At 69.0% G+C, this 19,955-nt stretch carries 19 protein-coding genes and 1 tRNA gene; 11 read left to right on the plus strand and 9 right to left on the minus strand.

Features of this window, described 5'->3' with window-relative positions; all coding sequences use genetic code 11:
- Nucleotides 1-72: 72 nt before the first annotated feature.
- Nucleotides 73-3,591 (plus strand): bifunctional proline dehydrogenase/L-glutamate gamma-semialdehyde dehydrogenase, encoded by a 3,519-nt coding sequence (locus ABLI39_RS13520; RefSeq protein ID WP_349413942.1) that lies wholly within the window; start codon nt 73-75, stop codon nt 3,589-3,591.
- Nucleotides 3,592-3,799: 208 nt separating this feature from the next.
- On the opposite strand, the gene ABLI39_RS13525 is transcribed toward ABLI39_RS13520, so the two are convergent.
- Together ABLI39_RS13525 and ABLI39_RS13530 are read right to left on the minus strand one after the other, a co-directional pair.
- The gene (locus ABLI39_RS13525) at nt 3,800-4,123 is read right to left on the minus strand and encodes a hypothetical protein (RefSeq protein WP_349413943.1); all 324 of its coding nucleotides are present in this window, start codon (nt 4,121-4,123) and stop codon (nt 3,800-3,802) included.
- Nucleotides 4,124-4,420: 297 nt separating this feature from the next.
- Complete coding sequence (locus ABLI39_RS13530; protein ID WP_349413944.1) at nt 4,421-5,275, minus strand: LysR substrate-binding domain-containing protein; 855 nt, start codon at nt 5,273-5,275, stop codon at nt 4,421-4,423.
- 157 nt (nt 5,276-5,432) lie between these two features.
- Here ABLI39_RS13530 and ABLI39_RS13535 point away from each other — a divergent pair, with 157 nt between their 5' ends.
- Nucleotides 5,433-6,827, plus strand: a complete 1,395-nt coding sequence (locus ABLI39_RS13535) for an MFS transporter (RefSeq protein WP_502935231.1) — start codon at nt 5,433-5,435, stop codon at nt 6,825-6,827.
- 86 nt (nt 6,828-6,913) lie between these two features.
- On the opposite strand, the gene ABLI39_RS13540 is transcribed toward ABLI39_RS13535, so the two are convergent.
- A tRNA-Gly gene (locus ABLI39_RS13540) sits at nt 6,914-6,987 on the minus strand.
- A 118-nt stretch (nt 6,988-7,105) separates the two neighbouring features.
- Nucleotides 7,106-7,642 (minus strand): phosphotransferase, encoded by a 537-nt coding sequence (locus ABLI39_RS13545; protein ID WP_349413945.1) that lies wholly within the window; start codon nt 7,640-7,642, stop codon nt 7,106-7,108.
- A 41-nt stretch (nt 7,643-7,683) separates the two neighbouring features.
- Between ABLI39_RS13545 and ABLI39_RS13550 the strand changes: the two genes are divergently transcribed.
- The 3 genes from ABLI39_RS13550 (at nt 7,684) to dcd (ending at nt 9,267) form a co-directional block, all read left to right on the plus strand.
- Complete coding sequence (locus tag ABLI39_RS13550) at nt 7,684-7,818, plus strand: hypothetical protein (protein WP_349413946.1); 135 nt, start codon at nt 7,684-7,686, stop codon at nt 7,816-7,818.
- 360 nt (nt 7,819-8,178) lie between these two features.
- Entirely contained in the window at nt 8,179-8,625 is a 447-nt protein-coding gene (locus ABLI39_RS13555) for an SRPBCC family protein (RefSeq protein WP_349413947.1), read from the plus strand.
- 66 nt (nt 8,626-8,691) lie between these two features.
- Nucleotides 8,692-9,267 (plus strand): dCTP deaminase, encoded by a 576-nt coding sequence (gene dcd / locus ABLI39_RS13560; RefSeq protein ID WP_349413948.1) that lies wholly within the window; start codon nt 8,692-8,694, stop codon nt 9,265-9,267.
- Nucleotides 9,268-9,296: 29 nt separating this feature from the next.
- Here dcd and ABLI39_RS13565 read toward each other — a convergent pair whose 3' ends face one another.
- The 3 genes from ABLI39_RS13565 to ABLI39_RS13575 are packed head-to-tail and all read right to left on the minus strand — an operon-like array spanning nt 9,297 to nt 12,421.
- Nucleotides 9,297-10,493, minus strand: coding sequence for a cation:proton antiporter (locus ABLI39_RS13565; RefSeq protein WP_349413950.1), 1,197 nt, complete (start codon nt 10,491-10,493; stop codon nt 9,297-9,299).
- Nucleotides 10,494-10,498: 5 nt separating this feature from the next.
- Nucleotides 10,499-10,981 carry a cation:proton antiporter regulatory subunit gene (locus ABLI39_RS13570; RefSeq protein ID WP_175322308.1) on the minus strand — a complete coding sequence of 161 codons (483 nt, stop codon included), beginning with the start codon at nt 10,979-10,981 and terminating at the stop codon, nt 10,499-10,501.
- A 39-nt stretch (nt 10,982-11,020) separates the two neighbouring features.
- Entirely contained in the window at nt 11,021-12,421 is a 1,401-nt protein-coding gene (locus tag ABLI39_RS13575) for an MFS transporter (protein ID WP_349413952.1), read from the minus strand.
- 218 nt (nt 12,422-12,639) lie between these two features.
- Between ABLI39_RS13575 and ABLI39_RS13580 the strand changes: the two genes are divergently transcribed.
- The 6 genes from ABLI39_RS13580 to mnhG are packed head-to-tail and all read left to right on the plus strand — an operon-like array spanning nt 12,640 to nt 19,020.
- Entirely contained in the window at nt 12,640-15,669 is a 3,030-nt protein-coding gene (locus ABLI39_RS13580) for a Na+/H+ antiporter subunit A (RefSeq protein WP_349413953.1), read from the plus strand.
- Nucleotides 15,666-16,208 carry a Na(+)/H(+) antiporter subunit C gene (locus ABLI39_RS13585; protein WP_349413954.1) on the plus strand — a complete coding sequence of 181 codons (543 nt, stop codon included), beginning with the start codon at nt 15,666-15,668 and terminating at the stop codon, nt 16,206-16,208. The genes ABLI39_RS13580 and ABLI39_RS13585 overlap by 4 nt, the downstream gene beginning before the upstream one ends.
- Nucleotides 16,205-17,815, plus strand: coding sequence for a Na+/H+ antiporter subunit D (locus ABLI39_RS13590; RefSeq protein WP_349413955.1), 1,611 nt, complete (start codon nt 16,205-16,207; stop codon nt 17,813-17,815). Before ABLI39_RS13585 ends, ABLI39_RS13590 begins: the two co-directional genes overlap by 4 nt.
- Nucleotides 17,812-18,357, plus strand: a complete 546-nt coding sequence (locus ABLI39_RS13595) for a Na+/H+ antiporter subunit E (protein WP_349413956.1) — start codon at nt 17,812-17,814, stop codon at nt 18,355-18,357. Before ABLI39_RS13590 ends, ABLI39_RS13595 begins: the two co-directional genes overlap by 4 nt.
- Nucleotides 18,354-18,632 (plus strand): MrpF/PhaF family protein, encoded by a 279-nt coding sequence (locus ABLI39_RS13600; protein ID WP_146336400.1) that lies wholly within the window; start codon nt 18,354-18,356, stop codon nt 18,630-18,632. Before ABLI39_RS13595 ends, ABLI39_RS13600 begins: the two co-directional genes overlap by 4 nt.
- Nucleotides 18,622-19,020 carry a monovalent cation/H(+) antiporter subunit G gene (mnhG, locus tag ABLI39_RS13605; RefSeq protein ID WP_146336401.1) on the plus strand — a complete coding sequence of 133 codons (399 nt, stop codon included), beginning with the start codon at nt 18,622-18,624 and terminating at the stop codon, nt 19,018-19,020. The genes ABLI39_RS13600 and mnhG overlap by 11 nt, the downstream gene beginning before the upstream one ends.
- Nucleotides 19,021-19,071: 51 nt before the next feature.
- Here mnhG and ABLI39_RS13610 read toward each other — a convergent pair whose 3' ends face one another.
- Nucleotides 19,072-19,335, minus strand: coding sequence for a DUF4235 domain-containing protein (locus tag ABLI39_RS13610; RefSeq protein ID WP_146336402.1), 264 nt, complete (start codon nt 19,333-19,335; stop codon nt 19,072-19,074).
- Nucleotides 19,336-19,376: 41 nt separating this feature from the next.
- Nucleotides 19,377-19,925: a heme-degrading domain-containing protein gene (locus ABLI39_RS13615; RefSeq protein ID WP_349413957.1), complete on the minus strand. Its 549-nt coding sequence runs from the start codon at nt 19,923-19,925 to the stop codon at nt 19,377-19,379.
- Between the last annotated feature and the right edge of the window lie 30 nt (nt 19,926-19,955).

A 19,955-nucleotide genomic window follows, 5' to 3' on the forward strand; every position in this document is an offset into this window, starting at 1 on the left:
TTATCTTATGAAAATTTGCTCTCATACTGATTTCAAGAACGGTCCACGTATTGAGAAAGAACGAGTGCCACCATGACCAACACCTCAACGGAATCCGGCCTGGCCAGCGGCGGGGACGCGGGCAACGAAGCCACGCACGCCGCCGTCTCGGAAGGCTCGCCCGTGCTTGAGGCCGCAGCCCTCGCCGAGGAGACCATCACCCTGGTGCGCCGCTGGCTCACCGAGGCGGCCAAGGTCCCGGTGGATGCCTCGGCGGAGCAGCTCGCCGGCGTCCTGAAGGACCCCAACGGCCTGGACTTCACGGTCGGATTCGTCGACGGCGTCGTCCGCCCCGAGGACCTGCAGGTCGCTGCGCGCAACCTCGCCGCCCTGGCCCCCAAGGTCCCGGCCTTCCTGCCCTGGTACATGCGCAGCGCGGTCCGCCTCGGCGGCACCATGGCCCCGGTCCTGCCGCAGGTGGTCATCCCGGTTGCCCGCCGCGTGCTCCGCGAAATGGTCGGCCACCTGATCGTCGACGCGACCGACGCCAAGCTGGGCCCGGCCATCGCCAAGATCCGCCGTGACGGCATCAAGCTCAACGTCAACCTCCTCGGCGAGGCGGTGCTCGGCGAGCACGAGGCCTCCCGCCGGCTCGAGGGCACCCACACCCTGCTGGCCCGCCCCGACGTGGACTACGTCTCGATCAAGGTCTCCTCCACCGTGGCCCCGCACTCCGCCTGGGCCTTCGACGAGGCCGTGGAACACGTGGTCGAGAAGCTCACCCCGCTCTTCACCCGCGCCGCGTCGTTCCCCAAGCCCAAGTTCATCAACCTGGACATGGAGGAGTACAAGGACCTGGACATGACCATCGCGGTCTTCACCCGGATCCTGAACAAGCCGGAGTTCAAGAACCTCGAGGCCGGCATTGTGCTCCAGGCCTACCTCCCGGATGCGCTCGCGGCGATGATCCGCCTGCAGGACTGGGCCGCGGCCCGCCGCGCCGACGGCGGCGCCGCCATCAAGGTCCGTGTGGTCAAGGGCGCCAACCTGCCGATGGAACAGGTCGAGGCCTCCCTGCACGACTGGCCGCTCGCCACCTGGAACACCAAGCAGGACTCGGACACCAACTACAAGCGCGTCATCAACTACGCGTTGCACCCGGACCGGATCGGCAACATCCGGATCGGTGTGGCCGGCCACAACCTCTTCGACATCGCCTTCGCCTGGCTGCTGGCCAAGCAGCGCGGGGTGGAGCAGGGCATCGAGTTCGAGATGCTGCTCGGCATGGCCCAGGGCCAGGCCGAAGCCGTCAAACAGGACGTCGGGTCGCTCCTGCTCTACACGCCGGTGGTCCACCCCGCCGAGTTCGACGTCGCGATCGCCTACCTGATCCGCCGGCTCGAAGAGGGCGCCAGCCAGGACAACTTCATGTCCGCGGTGTTCGAACTCAGCGAGAACGAATCCCTGTTCGAACGCGAGAAGCAGCGCTTCCTCGCCTCCCTCGCCAAGCTCGACGACGAGGTCCCGGCCCCGAACCGCCGGCAGAACCGCAGCCTCCCGGCCGCGCCGCTGCCGCACGATTCGTTCGAGAACACCCCGGACACCGACCCGTCGCTGCCGGCCAACCGCGACTGGGGCCGCGCCATCCTGGGCCGTGTCGCCAGCTCCACGCTGGGCAACGCCGCCGTTGAGGCCGCCACCATCAACGACGCCGAGACCCTGAACACGGTCATCGACACCGCCGTCGAAAAGGGCAAGGCCTGGGGCGCCCTCACCGGCGCCGAGCGCGCCGAAATCCTGCACCGCGCCGGCGACGTCCTAGAGGCCCGCCGCGCCGACCTGCTCGAGGTTATGGCGTCCGAGACCGGCAAGACCATCGACCAGGGCGATCCCGAGGTCAGTGAGGCGGTGGACTTCGCGCACTACTACGCCGAGTCCGCCCGCCGGCTCGACGACGTCGACGGCGCCACCTTTGTCCCGGCGAAGCTCACCGTCGTGACCCCGCCGTGGAACTTCCCGGTGGCCATCCCGGCCGGCTCCACCCTCGCGGCGCTCGCCGCCGGGTCCGCCGTCGTGATCAAGCCCGCCAAGCAGGCCCGCCGCAGCGGCGCCGTCATGATCGAGGCGCTCTGGGAAGCCGGCGTTCCGCGCGACGTGCTGACCATGGTGCAGCTGGGCGAACGCGAACTGGGCCAGCAGCTGATCTCGCACCCGGCCGTGGACCGCGTCATCCTGACCGGCGGCTACGAGACCGCCGAGCTGTTCCGTTCCTTCCGCAAGGATCTGCCGCTGCTGGCCGAAACCAGCGGCAAGAACGCCATCATCGTCACCCCGAGCGCCGACCTGGACCTCGCGGCCAAGGACGTCGCGTACTCCGCGTTCGGCCACGCCGGCCAGAAGTGCTCCGCGGCCTCGCTGGTGATTCTCGTCGGGTCGGTGGCGAAGTCCAAGCGCTTCCACAACCAGCTGATCGACGCCGTCACCTCGCTGAAGGTCGGCTACCCGGAGGATCCGGCCAGCCAGATGGGCCCGATCATCGAGCCCGCCAGCGGCAAGCTCCTCAACGCCCTGACCACCCTCGGCGAGGGCGAGGCCTGGGCGGTGGAACCGAAGCAGCTGGACGATTCCGGCAAGCTCTGGAGCCCGGGCGTGCGCTCGGGCGTGCGGCGCGGGTCCTACTTCCACCTCACCGAGTTCTTCGGCCCGGTCCTGGGTGTGATGACCGCCGAAACCCTGGAGGAGGCCATCGCGATCCAGAACCAGATCGAGTACGGCCTGACCTCCGGCCTGCACTCGCTCAACTCCGACGAACTGGCACTCTGGCTGGACACCGTCCAGGCCGGCAACCTCTACGTCAACCGCGGCATCACCGGCGCAATCGTTCAGCGCCAGCCCTTCGGCGGCTGGAAGAAGTCAGCCGTTGGTGCCGGCACCAAGGCCGGCGGCCCCAACTACCTCGCAGGGCTCGGCGACTGGGCCAGCAAGCCCAGCACCGCTGTGGCCACCTCGGCACACTCCGGCGTGCGCCGGATCGAGGAGACCGCCAGGGGCTTCCTGACCGCTGAGGAGCTGGCCCCGCTGCAGCGCTCGCTGGCCTCCGACGCTTTGGTCTGGGCCGAGGAGTTCGGCACCGCCAAGGATGTCTCCGGGCTGAGCGCTGAACGCAACGTCTTCCGCTACCGCCCGCTCCCGGTTACGGTGCGGCTCTCCGACGGCGAACCGCTCGGCGCGCTGGTCCGGGTGGTTGCGGCAGGCGTCCAGGCAGGATCGGAGCTCACGGTGTCCAGCGCCGTCGAACTGCCCGCTCAGCTGCGTGCGGTGCTGTCCGGCCTGGGCGTCGCCATCACCGTGGAGGACGACGCCGCGTGGCTGGCCTCTGCGGCCAGGCTCGCCGGGGCAACGAAACTGCCCGTGACCCGCATCCGCCTGATCGGCGGCGACGCGAAGGCGTTGGCGGAAGCCACCGGCGGCCGCCCCGACCTGGCGGTGTACTCCCACCCGGTCACCGAGGCCGGACGCGTGGAACTGCTGCCGTTCCTGCACGAGCACGCCGTCAGCATCACCGCGCACCGCTTTGGCACCGCCAACCATCTCTCGGACAGCCTGATCTAGACGGTTCTCCGGGCCGCTCCAGGGCAGACAGCGTCGGGGGAGGGGAGGCAANAGCACGCCGTCAGCATCACCGCGCACCGCTTTGGCACCGCCAACCATCTCTCGGACAGCCTGATCTAGACGGTTCTCCGGGCCGCTCCAGGGCAGACAGCGTCGCCGCCGTGACCGCAGCCAAACTGCGGGCACGGCGGCGACGGTTGTTTAGGGCTCAGCCCAGGTACCAGCCCGGCGGCACCCAGGACGCGGGAACGGCGTGCGCGGAGAAATCCTCGCAGCCGGAGCAAAAGTACGCCACCTCGCCCAGTTTGCTGACCGAGCCGTCGCGGCGGTGCTTCGCGGGAACAAATGACTCGAGGTACACGAACTCGTCCGTCCCGCACCGTTCGCAGAAGGGGATTCCCACGTAGTCCGCGTCGGCGCGAACGGAGGCGGCATGCGGGTCGAGGCGGCCCAGCGGCGGATGCGGCACGCTTTCCAGCAGCGGTGCCGCCGCCAGGGGTGCCGCGGCCGCCAGCGGGTGGGCCGGAGTCAAGGGGCGGCCGTGCCGCACCGGGCCAGGTCGCATGGCGGGATGGGGACGATGTGTGGCTGGCGTCATTGCTGGCCTATCCCGAACGCTCCCCGCAGCCTGCCGCCATAGCCGAATGGCAGCAGCCAGCAACAGCGTTCGTTGTCTCGAAATGTTGTGGCGGGCCTCTGCTTGACCTTCAACACAGTCAGGATAGGACAAGTACCACCCGCGTTCAATGGCTGCGTACTGGCCCGGCCGGCCAAGTATTTTGTGGCACGTACCGGGGTGCGGCTGAGTAGGTACAGGGGAACGCGCGGACTAGGTGGAGCGGTTCAGGGCGCGTCCCACGATGGTCTGGGTGAGGGCTTCGATGACCTCGGTGTTGGCCAGCGGATTGCGGATCAGGGTGAAGTCGACGTCGCCGACGCTGGGCAGGTCGAAGCGCCGGGTGATGATCAACAGGTCCTCCGGAACCAGCGAGGACGGCATCACGGCGACGCCGATGCCGGCGCGGACGGCGGCCAGCACCCCGCTGATCTGCCGCGTGGTGCAGGTGATCCGCCAGGTGCGGCCGGTTGCCTCAAGCGCATCGATGGCCAGCTTCCGGCTCAGGCTGGGCGCGGGGTAGGCGATCAGCGGCACGGGATGGCCGGGGTCCAGGGAGGTCTGCTCAAGCCCCACCCAAGCGAAGGAGTCCTGCTGCACCACGGTGCCGTCCTTGGCGCCGGCGACCCACTTGACGAAGACCAGGTCCAGTTGCCCGGCGTTGAGCCGCTTGTAGAGCTGGTCGCTCTGTCCCACCGTCAGTTCGAGGTTGATCTGCGGGTAGATCTGGCGAAACTCGCGCAGGATCCGGGGCAGTCCCGTGATGGCGAGGTCGTCCGCGGTGCCGAAGCGCAGCCGGCCCCGCATCGCGGAACCGGAGAAGTAGCGGGCTGCGGAGTCGTGGGCGGCGAGGATGCTGCGCGCGAAGCCCGCCATGGCGTCGCCGTTGTCCGTCAGGCGCACGTCGCGGGTGTCGCGGGCGATCAGGGTCCGCCGGGCTGCGGCCTCCAGTTTCCGGACGTGCTGGCTGACGGTCGGCTGCGCCAGCCCCAGGCGCTCGGCGGCCCGCGTGAAGCTGAGCGTCTCGGCCACGGCCAGGAAGGAACGGAGCTGGGCGGGTTCAAACATGCGGCCTCCCGGCCAGTTGGTCGACGTAGCGGTCCACTCTCAGCCTCCCCCATTGCGATTCGTGATGCTAGTTATATGCAGAATAGCCTTCCATAATCGTTTCGGGCCAGCATAGCGTTAAGGCGACCCCGTTGACCCGCTCCCTTGAGGACTTTCCGTGGCACCCCCTCCGCCTTTCCAGGCCGCAGACCCGCAACACGATCAACTCCGGCAGGTCCCCCTGCCGCCAACCGCCCAGCCCGCCACCGCCCAGCCCTCCACCGCACAGATCGGTGTCGTCACCGAGCGGCTGCCGTGGCGGCATACTTTCATTTCGCTCAAGGTCCGGAACTTCCGGATCTTCGCGATCGGGCACTTCATCGCCGTGGTGGCGCTCTGGATGCAGCGCATCGCGCAGGACTGGCTGGTCCTCCAGCTCTCCGGCTCCGTCACCGCCGTCGGCGTCACCGTGGCACTGCAGTTCCTGCCCTCGCTGTTCCTGGGTCCCTGGGCGGGCATGATGGCGGACCGGTTCGCCAAGCGCAGGATCCTGATGCTGTGCCAGTCCGTCGCCGCCGTTCTCGCGGCGCTCCTCGCGGGTCTGGCGCTGTCGCAGCGGATCGAGGTGTGGCACGTTTACGTGATCGCCCTGACTCTGGGCCTGGTCACAGTGCTGGACCAGCCGGCCCGGCAGGTCTTCGTCAACGAGCTGGTGGGGCCGGCCTACCTGCGCAACGCCATCAGCGTGAACTCCACGATCTTCCAGCTCGGCGGCCTGATCGGCCCGGCCTTCGCGGGTGCGCTGCTTGGCGCAGTCGGGGCAGGCTGGGCCTTCGCCGCCAACGCCGTCGCGTGCTGCTTCACCGTGACCATGCTGCTGGTCCTGCGCAAGGACGAGCTGCACCTCACGCTGCCGGCCGCCAAACGGAAGGGCATGCTCAGGGAAGGGCTGCAGTACGCCCTGGCCAAGCCCACGATCTACTGGCCCTGGCTGATGGCCGGCTTCATCGCGGTGTTCGCGATGAGCCTGCCGGTGCTGCTGGCGGCCTTCGCGGACCGCGTGTACGACGCCGGTGCCGGCGGCTACGGCCTGCTCAACGCCCTGGTGGCGCTCGGGGCACTGGCCGGGGCCATCACGTCCGCCCGGCGGCGCCAGCTCCGGCTGCGCTCCGTCGTGCTGGGCGCCGGGATGTACGGGCTGATGCTCTGCCTGGCAGCAGCGGCGCCAACGATGGAGTGGTTTGGGGTGGCGATGGTGCTGGCCGGCTTCTGGTGCCTGATGTTCCTGACCGCAGCCAACCAGCTGGTCCAGGTCAGCGCCAACATGGGGATCCGCGGCCGGGTGATGAGCCTGTACATTATGGTGCTCATCGGCGGCCAGGCCATCGGGGGGCCGCTGATGGGCTGGCTGGCCGAGCACCTGGACCCGCAGACGGCGATCCTGGTGTCCGGCGGGGTGCCGGCGCTGGCCGCGGCGGCAGTCGCCGTCGTACTGGCCCGCCGCGGGCAGCTGATGCTGAAGGTGGACCTGAAGGATCGGCGGCGGCTGCTGCGGATTGTCCGGAACGCGTAGCTTTCCGCGCCGGTTTCGGGCAGGGGCTACGCGGATCCGCACAGCGGGGGTCCGAAACCGGCGCGAAAACCGGAAGCGGGGAAAAGTGGAGCGGCTGACGGGAATCGAACCCGCGTATCAAGCTTGGGAAGCTAGCGCTCTACCATTGAGCTACAGCCGCAGCGGGAGGGTCCAGGATCCTGGTCCACTCCTGCGGAACAACGAGACTTACCTTACCCCAGCCGGGGGATTTCCCAGAACAGCGACGCCGGATCCCGGCCGGCTGCCCCGGCGCTCCCTCAGCCATGCCAGGCATGCTGCGCCCTCGGCCCGCTGGAACTCCCGCAGGGTTGGAATGCCGGCCGGGCCGGTGCCCTGGCGCTGTCGGTGAAATAGCCGGCGAGGGCTGCCAGCACGGCGTCGATGTGCTCCGCAGCCGCGCCGGCAAAGGCGCGGTGCTGCCGCAGGGCCGCCTCCGTGTCGCACCCCGGGTCGCTGACCCAGGCGTCGATCAGGACCGTGAGCGCGTCGAACCAGGAGGCCCCGCGCGCCGCCCAAGGCCAGTCCACAATCACGGCGCCGCCGTCGCCGGTCACCAGGACGTTGTCCGCGCGCAGATCCACGTGGACCAGGTGGTCGCCCCGGAGCGCGTCGGCGGCCCCGGCGGCGAGCGATTCCAGGTCCGCGTGGTGGGCTGCGGCCCAGGGGTCCAGGTCCGCGGACGGGGCGATGCGCAGCCTCTTCCAGCCCTCGAAGACACTCCGCACCTCGTCCGGCAGGGCCGGCAGCGCCGCGAGGGCATCAGCCGGCAGCGGGGCCGCGGCGATGGTGTCCACGCGTCGAGCACCCGGTGGAGCTCAGTTCCGGAGAGCCGGGGATGCCGGCCCTCGACGTCTTCCAGCACGACGGCGACCCAGCCGCCGTCGTCGTACACCCCGGCCAGCTTCGGCACCGGAAGGTGGCCCGGCAGGAGCCCCATCACCCGGGCCTCCCGGCGGTGCAGGCCCGGTGAATCGGGATTGGGCTCGCTGCCCACCGCCTTGACGAAGAACCGGCCGCCGGCTTCGGTCAGTACCCGGTCGGCGCTGCCGGGGGAGTAGCCGCCGCTCTGCGAACGGGCGGACACCACCGGGCTGCCGAGGATGGCCTCGACGCCGGCGCGGACCGCGGCGGGTAATTCGCGCCAGCCCAAACGATTGTTCATGGTGAAACAGTAGCCGGGGCGCGGACCGGGGGCGGCCCATAACTCTTCGATAAAGGCCCGCCCCCGCATCTGCCCGGGGCGGGCCTTGCTGGCTATCCTGAAGGGGTTAGCTGCAGTCTCCGGGGAAGCCGGCTACGTCCGTCAGCCGTCCGCCGAGCGAGGATTTCCGTGGCCTTTGCAGAGTACGAAGTGGTGATCCGGCGCGACGCGATGAGCGTCTACAACTTCCTGCTGGACCCGCGTAACCTTCCCTTCTGGCGTGACGGGATTCGCGGCGTTGAACTGGTCTCCGGTGCGGCCTGCTCGAAAGGGGCCATCTACCGTCCCCGGCTGGCCGCGACGGGCCGGCCCGCGGCCGCCGGGGAATTCCAGCTCACCGCTACCCGGCCCGGGGCCGAGATCCAGTTCCAGGCGATTGCCGGACCCGCGCAACTGCACGGGGGCTACTACCTCAGCACCGAGGGCTCCAGCACCCGCGTCCGCTTCGCCCTCCGGTCCCGCAATGCGGGGCTTTCGCTCCTGATGTACCCGAGGCTCCGCCGGGAAATGATGGGGCAGGTGGAACAGTTGGAGCAGCTCAAGTCCCTGCTGGAGCACCGGCAGGAAGCGGCTTAGCGTGATTTTGCTGTAACACTGGCCCCACGCCCACCAGCGGGCAACGAGTGGGGTATTTTTGAACCTGTGCTGATCTCTGACCGCGACATTCGTACTGAAATCGATTCCCAGCGGATTGTGCTGGAGCCGTTCGACCCCGACATGGTTCAGCCGTCGTCGGTGGACGTGCGGATTGACCGGTTCTTCCGGCTGTTCGACAACCACAAGTACGCGCACATCGACCCGGCCGAGGACCAGCCCGAGCTGACCCGCCTGGTGGAGGTGGACCCGGGGGAGCCGTTTATCCTGCACCCGGGCGAGTTCGTTCTGGGGTCCACCTACGAGACCGTCACCCTGCCGGATGACATCGCGGCGCGGCTCGAGGGCAAGTCCTCGCTGGGCCGCCTTGGCCTGCTGACGCACTCGACGGCGGGGTTCATCGATCCGGGCTTCTCCGGCCACGTGACCCTGGAGCTCTCCAACATGGCGACGCTGCCGATCAAGCTCTGGCCGGGCATGAAGATCGGCCAGTTGTGCTTCTTCCGCCTGAGCTCGGCTGCCGAGCACCCTTACGGTTCAGGTGAGTACGGCAACCGCTACCAGGGCCAGCGCGGCCCGACGGCGAGCCGCAGCCACCTGAACTTCCACCGCACCGACATCTAAACAGCACCGACATCTAGGCCGGCCGCCCCTCAGCCGGCCGGACGGACCGGTAGCGTCGCGCGCCGGGCCGGCCGCCGCAACATCCGTACCACCGGCTCCACGAAGCGGGCTGCGAGCGGACCCATAATGGCCATGACCAGCACGTAGGCGGTGGCCAGGGCGGCGAGCTCGCGAGGCACGACGCCGGAGGCGACGGCGAGCCCCGCGATCACAATCGAGAACTCGCCGCGGGCAATCAAGGCCGCCCCGGCACGGAAGCGCCCGGCGATGGCGATCCCGGCCCGCTTGGCTGCCCAGACTCCGGTGATCATCTTCGTTGCCGCCGTCAGGACTGCCAGGACCAGCGCCCAGCCGAGGACCGGCGGGATGGACGCTGGATCCGTGTTCAGGCCAAAGACCACAAAGAAGATTGCCGCGAACAGGTCCCGCAGCGGCTCCAGGATCCGAGTGGCGCTGTGCGCGGTGGCGCCGGAGATCGCAATCCCGAGCATGAAGGCGCCCACCGCCGCCGAAACCTGCATCGCGGCGGCCAGCCCCGCGACCAGCAGCGCCGCCCCGAGCAGGTTGAGCAGGAACACCTCGGAGTTTTCGCTGTGGACGGCCTTGGACACGTGGTGGCCATGGCGCAGCGCGACCACCAGCACCAGCGTGACGACGGCGAGCGAGATGCCCACCGTCTGCAGGCCCACCAGGAACGTCACTCCGGCGAGGGTGGCGGTCAGGATCGGCAGGTAGACGGCCATGGCCAGGTCCTCGAACACCAGGATGGACAGGATCACCGGCGTCTCACGGTTACCGATCCGTCCCAGATCGGTGATGACCTTCGCGGCGATTCCCGACGAGGAGATGTAGGTGACGCCGCCCATCACCATGGCCCCCACGAGCCCCCAGCCGAGCATCAGCGCCAGCGCCGCCCCCGGGACGAAGTTGAGCACGAGGTCGAGCACGCCGGCCTGCCAGGAACGCCGCAGTCCGGTGACGAGCTCGGCCGCCGTATATTCCAGTCCGAGCATAAGCAGGAGCAGGATGACACCGATTTCGCTGGAAAGATGTGCGAACTCGTGCATCCCCTCGAGCTTGACGAGCCCGCCGGCACCAAAGAACAGGCCGCCGACGAGGTAGAGCGGGATGGGGGACATGCCGATCCGCCCGGCCAGCCTGGCCAGCAGGCCAAGGCAGAACACGACGGCCCCCAGTTCGATGAGGGTCAGGGCGAGCGGATCCATGCCACTTATCCGTTGCGCAGGATGCTGGCTGCCGTGTCCAGGCCTTCCTGCGTGCCCACCGCGACCAGCAGGTCACCGGGGTGCAGAACGACGTCGGGGCCGGGCGAGGGGAGGACTTCGCCTTCGCGCATGATGGCAACAATGGAGGCACCGCTGCGCGTCCGGATGCAGGCCTTCCCCATCGGCTGGTTCTGGAAGGGGGAGTCCGCCGCGATGGAGAACTGCCGGGTGACGATCCCCGGGACCTCCCGGTGAGCCTCGGACAACTGCATGGCCAGGCGCTGTCCTCCCAGCAGATTGCCGAGCGCGGCGGCCTCGTCGGCGGTCAGCGGAATGGACGCCTGGCAGGTGTCCGGGTCATCCCAGGTCGAGACGATCAGCTCGGTCTGGCCTTCGCGGTACTCGACGACGCCGATCCGGCGCCCCGAGGCGGTCATGAAGTCCTTGCGCCGGCCCAGGCCGGGAAGGTCTGTCTCATCCACGTTCATGCCTCCAGCCTAGTGCGCCTGCCGGGTTTTGGGGCAGGTTCAGGCCGCGGGCACCACGGCGATTTCGGTCTTTCCCGGCGGCTTGACGGGCAGCATCACCAGCAGCCCGGCCAGCAGCACAACCATGATGCCGAGGATGCCCCAGCGCTGCGCTTCGCCGGGGGCAACGAGGGGCGTCGCGATGGTTATGCACAGGGTGAAGAGCGCGGGCGCCAGGAAGCTAACGGCCCGGCCGGTGGTGGCGTACAGGCCAAACAGCTCGCCGGATTCTCCGTGCGGGGCGAGCCGGGCCAAGTAGGCGCGGGACGAGGACTGCGCCGGCCCCACGAACAGGCACAGGAACAAGCCGAATACCCAGAACGTGGTGCTGCCGGCCCATTCCATGCCGAGAAGGGTATATGTTCCGTTGCCCAGGGCCAGCAGGACGCTGCCCGCGACCAGCAGGCCGGCCAGCGATCCGATGATGACCGCCTTGGGTCCCACTTTGTCGTCAAGGAAGCCGCCCAGCAGAGCCCCGACGGCGGCAACCACGTTGCCGAAAATAGCGAAGAAGATGACCTGTTTGAGCTCAAAGCCGAAGGTTCCGGCGGCGATAATCCCGCCGAAGGTGAACACTGCGGCGAGCCCGTCGCGGAAGATCGCGCTGGCGAGGAGGAAGAAGATCGTGTGCGGGCTGGTCCGGTAGATGGCGCGGATCCTGCGCACCAGCAGGCCGTAGGAGGCGAAAAACCCCAGCCCGGCCTGCCGGGCCTTGGGCACCTCGGGGACCGCGAACATGACCGGAATGGCGAAGACCAGGAACCAGAGGGCGGAGAACACCGCCACGAGACGGATGTTCAGGCTGTCCTCGGTGGAGGCGCCGAACCAGTCGATGCTGGGCTGGACGAAGAGCTGCAGCACGATCAGCAGCGCCACTATGCCGCCGACGTAGCCCGAGGCCCAGCCGAAGCCGCTGATCTTGCCGATGTTGGCGGGGGTGGAGATCTGGGCCAGCATGGCGTTGTAGTTGACGCCGGCGAATTCGAAGAACACGTTGCCCAGCGCAATCAGCGTCACCCCGAGGAGCAGGAACTCCGGGCGCGGAAAGACGAAGAAACACAGCCCGGTCAACAGCGCGACGGCGGCGGTGTTGACCCCGAGCCAGAGCTTGCGCCGGCCGCCGGTGTCCGAGCGCTGCCCGGTGACCGGGGCCAGCAGCGCGATGGCCAACCCGGCGATGGCCAGGGCGCCGCCCAGGACCGCCGAGGCTTCGTCTTCGCCGCCGAAGGCCTTGGAAGTCAGGTAGACGGTAAAGACGAAGGTGGTCATCACCGCGTTGAAGGCTGCGGAACCCCAGTCCCAGGCGGCCCACGCGAGGACCTTGCCCTTGCTTGTGGCGTGGCTGCCGGACTCGAGTTCCGAGGCCGGGCGCATGGCCTCGGGGGCGGTGGCGGAGTTCATAGCCTGATGTTAGCCGTCCGGCCCGGCCCAGCCGCGGAGGAAACGGCCCGGGCCGCGGCGGCCGCTGCGCCGGGCCCGCAGTCCGGACGGGCGGCCCCGGCCCCGTCATGCGGGAAAGAATTTGTGCACGCTTGGTAAACTTGCCGCACCGAACCTAACCAATGCCCCGCCTGCTCCAACTTTTTAACAACCGAGTTCCTGACGTTGCGGAGATACCAGTGATCACAGTCCTTGCCGTGCACTTCGCGGTGGCTGCTGTGGCGCCGTTCCTCTTCCGCCGGCTCGGCCGGAACGCGTTCTTCGCGCTGGCCGCGGTGCCCGCGGGATCGTTCGTCTGGCTGGCCTTCCAGCATGGTGCGGTGTACTCGGCCGCGGGGTCCACCTCGGTGGTCCTTCCGTGGATCCCCGACCTCCGGCTCGAGCTGGCCTTCCGGATGGATGCCCTGGCCTGGGTCATGTCGCTGCTGATCCTGGGCGTCGGGGCGCTGGTCCTGGTCTACTGTGCCCGTTACTTCAAGGACAAGGACAGCTATCTGGGCGGCTTCGGCGCCCAGCTGCTCGCTTTCGCCGGGGCGATGTTCGGCCTGGTCACCGCCGACGACCTGCTCCTGATGTTCGTCTTCTGGGAACTGACCACGGTGCTGTCCTACCTGCTGATCGGCTACGCCCGCACCCGGTTGTCGGCCCGCCGCTCGGCGCTGCAGGCCCTGGTGGTCACCACCGCCGGGGGCCTGGCCATGCTGGTCGGGCTGATCATGCTGGGCGCCACGGCGGGAACCTACCGGATCTCGGCGCTCCTGGCGATGGCGCCGGAGCTGGTGACGGGTCCCGCCGCGGACGCGGTGGCGGCCGCCGTCGTGCTGGTGCTGGTGGGCGCGATCACGAAGTCCGCGCTGGTCCCTTTCCACTTCTGGCTTCCCGGGGCGATGGCCGCGCCGACGCCGGTCAGCGCGTACCTGCACGCCGCCGCCATGGTCAAGGCGGGCATCTACCTCGTGGCGAGGCTCGCCCCCGGGTTCGCCGAGACGGCGTTCTGGCTCCCGGTGGTGCTGGGCCTGGGGCTGGCGACCATGCTGGTGGGCGGCTACCGCGCCCTGCGCCAGACCGACATCAAGCTCATCCTCGCCTACGGCACGGTCAGCCAGCTGGGCTTCCTGACCATGGTGGTGGGCCTCGGCAAACCCGATGCGGCGCTCGCCGGACTCGCCTTGCTGCTGGCGCATGGACTCTTCAAGGCCACGCTGTTCCTGGTGGTCGGCATCATCGACCACCAGGCCGGGACCCGCGACATCCGGAAGCTCTCCGGGGTGTACCGCTCCTCCCGCGCCCTGGCCATTGTGGCCGCCGTCGGCGCGGCCTCCATGGCCGGTATCCCGCCGCTGGCGGGCTTCGTGGCGAAGGAATCGGTTTTCGAGGCGTTCGTGCACTACGGCACCGGCGCCGCGGCAGGTCCGTGGGGTCCCGTGCTCCTCATCGGGCTGGTCGTGGGCTCCGTCCTGACCTTCGCCTACAGCGCACGGTTCATGTGGGGCGCCTTCGCGGTCAAGCCCGGCGTCGAGACCACCCCGTTCAAAGCCGTCAAGCCCGCCTTCCTGGCGGCCCCCGCCGTCCTGAGCCTGCTGACCATCCTCTACGGGCTGTGGCCTGCCGCGGCGGATGCGTGGATCCAGCCCTACGCCGCGCTGTTTGTGCCCGACGGCGAGGATCCGGCGGCCGCCGCCGGGCACCTGGCACTGTGGCACGGGCTCACCCCGGCGCTGGGGATGACCGTGGTGACGTTCGCCCTCGGCCTGGCGATGTTCTACGGACGGAACGCAGTCGCCCGCGCCCAGGGGCTGGTGCCCGGCTGGGTCGACGGCGACCGCGCCTACCAGCTCACCATCGGCGCCCTCGACGATGCCGCGGTCTGGGTCACCGGCCGCACCCAGCGCGGTTCGCTCTTCTTCTACCTTGCCGTCATCCTGAGCGTCGCCTTTGTCCTGCCGCTCACCGCGCTGCTGCTGGCCAACAAGCCGCTGCCCGGGGGCCTGTACTTCATCGACCCGGGCTCGCCGCTGCAGCCCGTGGTCGGCGCCGGCATCGTGATCGGAGCGCTCGCCGCGGTGCGGGCCAACAAGCGCTTCCTGGCGGTGCTGATGGTCTCGGTCACCGGCTACGGCATCGCGTTGATGTTCGCGCTCCAGGGCGCGCCGGACCTTGCCCTGACGCAGATGCTGGTGGAGACCATCATCCTGGTGGCTTTCGTCCTCGCCATGCGCAGCCTGCCGGCCGAACTGCGCGACCGCACCGGCGGCAAGTACCGGGTCGTCCGCGTGATCATCGGCGCCGCGTTCGGCGTCACGATGATCTTCGTGGCGATCTATGCCCTGGGAGCGCGGGTGGCCACCCCGGTCTCGCTGGAGTTCCCGCGCCTGGCCTATGAGGAAGGCAGCGGCCTGAACATCGTGAACGTCACCCTCGTGGACATCCGGGCCTGGGACACCTTCGGCGAGATCTCGGTGCTGGCGCTCGCGGCCACCGGCGTCGCCAGCCTGATTTTCGTCCGCGGCCGCGGCGACCGCATCGGTCCGTCCGCGTCGGTGGCGGAGGGGACGGTCGGGCGCCGGGCGGGCGTGGCAGGCAACACCCGGGACAACGCGGCCCTGGCCATGAGCCGTCGTTTCGCGGCGTCGGCGCGCGACGCCTGGCTGGTGGCCGGCCGGACCATGGCCCCGGAACGCCGCTCGATCATCTTCGAGGTGGTCACCCGGCTGATCTTCCACTCGATGATCGTCTTCTCCCTCTACCTGCTGCTCGCCGGCCACAACCTGCCCGGCGGCGGCTTCGCCGGCGGCCTCACCGCCGGGCTGGCGCTCACCATCCGCTACCTCGCCGGGGGCCGCTTCGAACTGCGCGAGGCCACGCCGGTCAGCGCCGGTGCGCTGCTGGGGATCGGCCTCGCCACCGCCGCGGCGTCCGGCATTGTGCCGCTGCTGCTGGGCGGCCAGGTCTTCCAAAGCGCCGTGATCGAGCTGTGGCTGCCGGTCTTCGGCGACATCAAATTCGTCACCTCCACGATCTTCGACATCGGCGTCTACATCGTCGTCGTCGGCCTGGCCCTGGACGTGCTGCGCAGCCTTGGCGCGAAAATCGACGAACATTTCGAAGAGCGGCCGGAAGACCAGCCGGACGAGCAGCCCGGGGCGCTCTTCGACGACGGCCAGCCCAACGGCGTCCCGGCCGAAACAACCGCCAAGGGGATAACATGAGCGTCAACTTGACCCTGCTGACGGTAATGGGAGCCCTGTACGCCTGCGGCATCTACCTGCTCCTGGAACGCAGCCTCACCCGGGTCCTGCTCGGCCTGATGCTGCTGGCCAACGCCACCAACCTGCTGATCCTGGCCACCGGTGGCTACGCCGGGCTCGCCCCGCTCTTCAGCAAGGACACCCCCGCGGGGGACTACAGCGACCCGCTCCCGCAGGCGCTGATCCTGACCTCGATCGTGATCTCCTTCGCGGTCACGGCCTTTATGCTGGGCATCATCTACCGCACCTGGGTGCTGGCCCGGCAGGATGAAATCCAGGACGACGCCGAGGACCGCCGCGTGGCCGAGACCCCCAGCTTCGACGCCGAGGACGACGCCGTCATCCCGGCCGAGACCTCTGAGTTCCCGCTGGTGTCCGCCGCCGGAAGCGACGACGTCGTGCAGGCCGGCGCCCGCCGGATGCCGGCCGTGGACGCCGCGGCGGAGGAACAGCCCGGATCCCAAAACATCGGCGCCGGCCCGGACGGAGGGACCAAGTGAACATCGCCAGCTTCGCCCCCCTCGCCGTCGTCCTCCCCATCCTCGGGGCCGCCCTGACCTTCCTCCTCATCCGGCATTCCAGGGCGCAGCGGACCGTGAGCATTGCGCTGCTGTCCCTGACCCTGCTGCTGGAGTGCTGGCTGCTGGCCTCCGTCTGGGAAGGCGGCACGGCGGCGGTGAACATCGGCGGCTGGCTGCCGCCATGGGGCATCGTGATGGTGGTGGACCAGTTCTCCTCGCTCATGCTGGTGGTGTCCTCGGCCGTCAGCCTCGCCGTGCTGGTCTACGCCACCGGCCAGGGCATGGCCGACGGGGACAGCGACGCCCCCGTGTCGATCTTCCACCCCACCTACCTGATCCTCGTCGCGGGAGTGTCCAACGCCTTCCTCTCCGGCGATCTCTTCAATCTCTACGTCGGCTTCGAGATCCTGCTGACCGCCAGCTACGTGCTCATGACCCTCGGCGGGACGGGCCCCAGGATCCGCGCGGGCGTGACCTACGTGGTGGTCTCGGTGGTGTCCTCGGTGCTGTTCCTGATCGCGATCGCCATGATCTACGGCGCCACCGGGACGATCAACATGGCGGACCTCGCCATCAAGCTCGCCGACGTGGACCAGGGGACCCGAAACCTCCTGCACGTGCTGCTGCTCGTGGCATTCGGCATCAAGGCCGCCGTGTTCCCGCTGAGTTTCTGGCTCCCCGACTCGTATCCGACGGCGCCGGCCCCGGTCACCGCCGTGTTCGCCGGCCTGCTCACCAAGGTGGGTGTCTACGCGATAGTCCGCACCGAAACCCTGCTGTTCCCTGGAGACACCTTCAATACCCCGCTAATGGTCGCGGCGCTGCTGACCATGGTGGTGGGCATCCTGGGCGCCCTGGCGCAGAGCGACATTAAACGTCTGCTGTCCTTCACCCTGGTCAGCCACATCGGCTACATGGTGTTCGGCCTGGCCATGTCCTCGGTAGCGGGGCTCGCGGCCGCGGTGTTTTACGTGGCGCACCACATCACCATCCAGACCAGCCTGTTCCTCGTGACCGGCCTGATCGAGCGCCGCGCCGGGAGTTCCTCGGTGGACCGGATCGCCGGGCTGGCCAAGCTCTCGCCGCTGCTGGCCGTGCTGTTCTTCGTGCCGGCCATGAACCTGGCCGGCATCCCGCCGCTCTCCGGCTTCCTCGGCAAGCTGGGCCTGCTGCAGGCCGGTGTTGCCCTCGGGACCCCGCTGGCCTACGCCCTCGTGGCCGGCGGCGTGCTGACCAGCCTGCTGACCCTGCTGGCCGTCGCCCGGGTCTGGAACCGCGCGTTCTGGCGCAAACCCGAGGACGCCGAACACCCGGATCCCGTGCTGCTCGCAGCCCCCGGCGGCCAGCCGGCCGGGGACCGCGCCGGCCAGCAGAACGTGACCCTGCTGCCGCGCACCATGATGGGCTCCACGCTGGGGCTGGTGCTGCTGGGGGTGGCGCTGACGGTCTTCGCCGGGCCGCTGTTCCAAGTCGCCGGGCAATCGGCTTCCGAGATGCTAGACCGGTCCTCCTACATCCAGGCCGTGCTGGGGGACGAGGCCCAGGCCCCGGTGATCGCGCAGCAGCGGCAGGAGGGGGCAAAATGACGCGCAAGCGGATCTCGCTGCGCCAGGAGCTGCCGCTGCTGGTCTGGCTCGTCATCGTCTGGGGCGCCCTCTGGCAGGACTTCAGCGCCGGCAACCTGCTCTTCGGCGCCCTGATCGCCGTGGTGGTGGCACGGGTGTTCTACCTGCCGCCGGTGGAGCTGGGCGGCCGCTTCAACGTGCTGCGTGCCGTGCCGTTCGCGCTGGTGTTTCTGGCCAAGGTGGTGGCGGCCAGCTTCCAGGTACTGTTCCTGGCCGTGGTCCGGGGGCCGCGGGTCATCAGCGCCGTCGTCGCCGTCCCGCTCCGGAGCCATTCCGACCTGCTGGTGACGGCCACCGGGCATGTCATCTCGCTGATCCCGGGCTCGCTGGTGGTGGAGGTGGACCGCTCCACGTCCACGCTTTACATCCACGGCATCAACGTCCGGGACGCCGAGGATGCCGCCAAGCTCCGCAAGGAAGTCCGCGACACCGAGGCCGGGCTGATCCGGATCATGGGCACCAAGGCCGAACTCTCCGCCCTGAAACAGGAGGTGGGCGCATGATGCCCCTGGTCCTGGCCATTACCGCCGTCGTGCTGTCCCTCGCCGCCGGCGGGGCGATCATCCGCATCGCGCGCGGGCCCTCGCTGCTGGACCGGGTGCTGGCCGCCGACGTGCTGCTCGCCATTCTCGGGGCGGCGCTGTGCATCGACATGGCCGTGAACCGCCACCTGAACAACCTGATGCTGCTGGTGGCCATCTCCATCATCGGCTTTGTGGGCTCGGTGACGGTGGCCCGTTTTGTGGCAGACCGGAGGAAGCAGCCCAATGAATCCTGAGACGTTCCCCGCCGACGCCGTGATCGACGCCGTCTCGGCCGTGTTTATGGTGCTCGGGGCGGTAATGTCCCTCGGCGCCGCGATCGGCCTGCTGCGGTTCCCGGACCTGATGAGCCGGATGCACGCCGCGACCAAGCCGCAGGTGCTGGGACTGTTCCTGCTGCTCTGCGCCGTGGGGCTGCAGCTGCGGACCTGGTGGGTGTGGCCGGTGCTGGTGGTGGCATGGATCTTCCAGCTGTTGACCGTTCCGGTCTCCGCCCACATGGTGGGCCGGGCCGGCTACCGCACCAAACACCTGCACCCGGAGCTGCTCAGCGCGGACGAGCTGGAGGCCGTGGTGCAGCAGGCGGCCGGCAAGAGCGGGTTCACCGACGACGACGTCGAGTGACGCCGCCGCCGGGACCCGCCGCTCTGGACGAGGCGGTTTAGACCAAGCGGTTTAGACCAGATCCTGGGTCTTGGCGAAGCGGGTGATCGCGCGCTGCGTGCCGCGGTTGGCGAGGACCTGGATGATGGCGCTGACCGAGGCCGAAATCAGGGCAAAGGTCAGGGCCTGGCGCAGGGTGGTGGGAACGTCGTCGTCGTGGCCCTTGGGCGGCTTGTTGCCGGTGGTCTTTTCCCAGACGGTGTCAACCACCTTGGTGCCGACAAAACCGGCGACGAGGCTGATGCCGGTGCCAAGCAGTTTGATGAAGATGTTCATGCGGCGTACTCCTTGCGGGAGGGAACAGGGCTTCCCCTAGCCTAGCCTCCCCTGGCGCCCCGACGGCCGAGGAATTCGGTCAGGGCCTCGACCACCAGTTCGTGGTCGGCCTTCTGCGGCAGCCCCGAGACCGTGACCGTGCCCACCGCGCCGGTTCCGCGCAGGTAGACGGGGAACGAGCCGCCGTGGGCGGCAAACTCCAGCTGGTCGAACCAGGCGTTGTCCTCGATCCTGCGCCCGGCAGCCCGGGCCCGCAGTCCCACGAGGAGCGACGGGACTTCATACCGCGAGGCCGTGCGCTGCTTGGCCCTGATCCAGCGCTCGTTGTCCGGGGTGGCACCCTCGAGGGCCGCGTGGAAGAGCACCTGCTCACCCTTGGTGATGTCGATGGCGATGGGGTGGTTGCGCTGCCGGCCGAGCTCCACCAGCAGGAACCCGAGCTCCAGCGCGTCGTCCTTGCTGAAGGACTCGAACTGCAGTTCATCGATTTCCGTCAGGATCCGGCCGATGAGCGCGGCCAGGGATCCCGGCGGCTGCGGTTCCGCGGAGTCCGGGTCGTAGTCGGGGGAAGGCCCTGGTGCGTCGCTCATGGGATTCAGCTTCCGTTACGTTCTGCCGCG

Source organism: Pseudarthrobacter sp. B907 (assembly GCF_040137805.1).
Lineage (GTDB): Bacteria > Actinomycetota > Actinomycetes > Actinomycetales > Micrococcaceae > Arthrobacter.

What these genes read in the sequence shown, in the direction of transcription:
- ABLI39_RS13570 (WP_175322308.1), bottom strand. Translation starts at nt 10,981, where the DNA reads ATGAACGTGGATGAGACAGACCTTCCCGGCCTGGGCCGGCGCAAGGAC.
- ABLI39_RS13530 (WP_349413944.1), bottom strand. Translation starts at nt 5,275, where the DNA reads ATGTTTGAACCCGCCCAGCTCCGTTCCTTCCTGGCCGTGGCCGAGACG.
- mnhG (WP_146336401.1), top strand. Translation starts at nt 18,622, where the DNA reads ATGAATCCTGAGACGTTCCCCGCCGACGCCGTGATCGACGCCGTCTCG.
- ABLI39_RS13615 (WP_349413957.1), bottom strand. Translation starts at nt 19,925, where the DNA reads ATGAGCGACGCACCAGGGCCTTCCCCCGACTACGACCCGGACTCCGCG.
- ABLI39_RS13565 (WP_349413950.1), bottom strand. Translation starts at nt 10,493, where the DNA reads ATGGATCCGCTCGCCCTGACCCTCATCGAACTGGGGGCCGTCGTGTTC.
- ABLI39_RS13600 (WP_146336400.1), top strand. Translation starts at nt 18,354, where the DNA reads ATGATGCCCCTGGTCCTGGCCATTACCGCCGTCGTGCTGTCCCTCGCC.
- ABLI39_RS13550 (WP_349413946.1), top strand. Translation starts at nt 7,684, where the DNA reads ATGCCGGCCCTCGACGTCTTCCAGCACGACGGCGACCCAGCCGCCGTC.
- ABLI39_RS13610 (WP_146336402.1), bottom strand. Translation starts at nt 19,335, where the DNA reads ATGAACATCTTCATCAAACTGCTTGGCACCGGCATCAGCCTCGTCGCC.
- ABLI39_RS13595 (WP_349413956.1), top strand. Translation starts at nt 17,812, where the DNA reads ATGACGCGCAAGCGGATCTCGCTGCGCCAGGAGCTGCCGCTGCTGGTC.
- ABLI39_RS13585 (WP_349413954.1), top strand. Translation starts at nt 15,666, where the DNA reads ATGAGCGTCAACTTGACCCTGCTGACGGTAATGGGAGCCCTGTACGCC.
- ABLI39_RS13520 (WP_349413942.1), top strand. Translation starts at nt 73, where the DNA reads ATGACCAACACCTCAACGGAATCCGGCCTGGCCAGCGGCGGGGACGCG.
- ABLI39_RS13575 (WP_349413952.1), bottom strand. Translation starts at nt 12,421, where the DNA reads ATGAACTCCGCCACCGCCCCCGAGGCCATGCGCCCGGCCTCGGAACTC.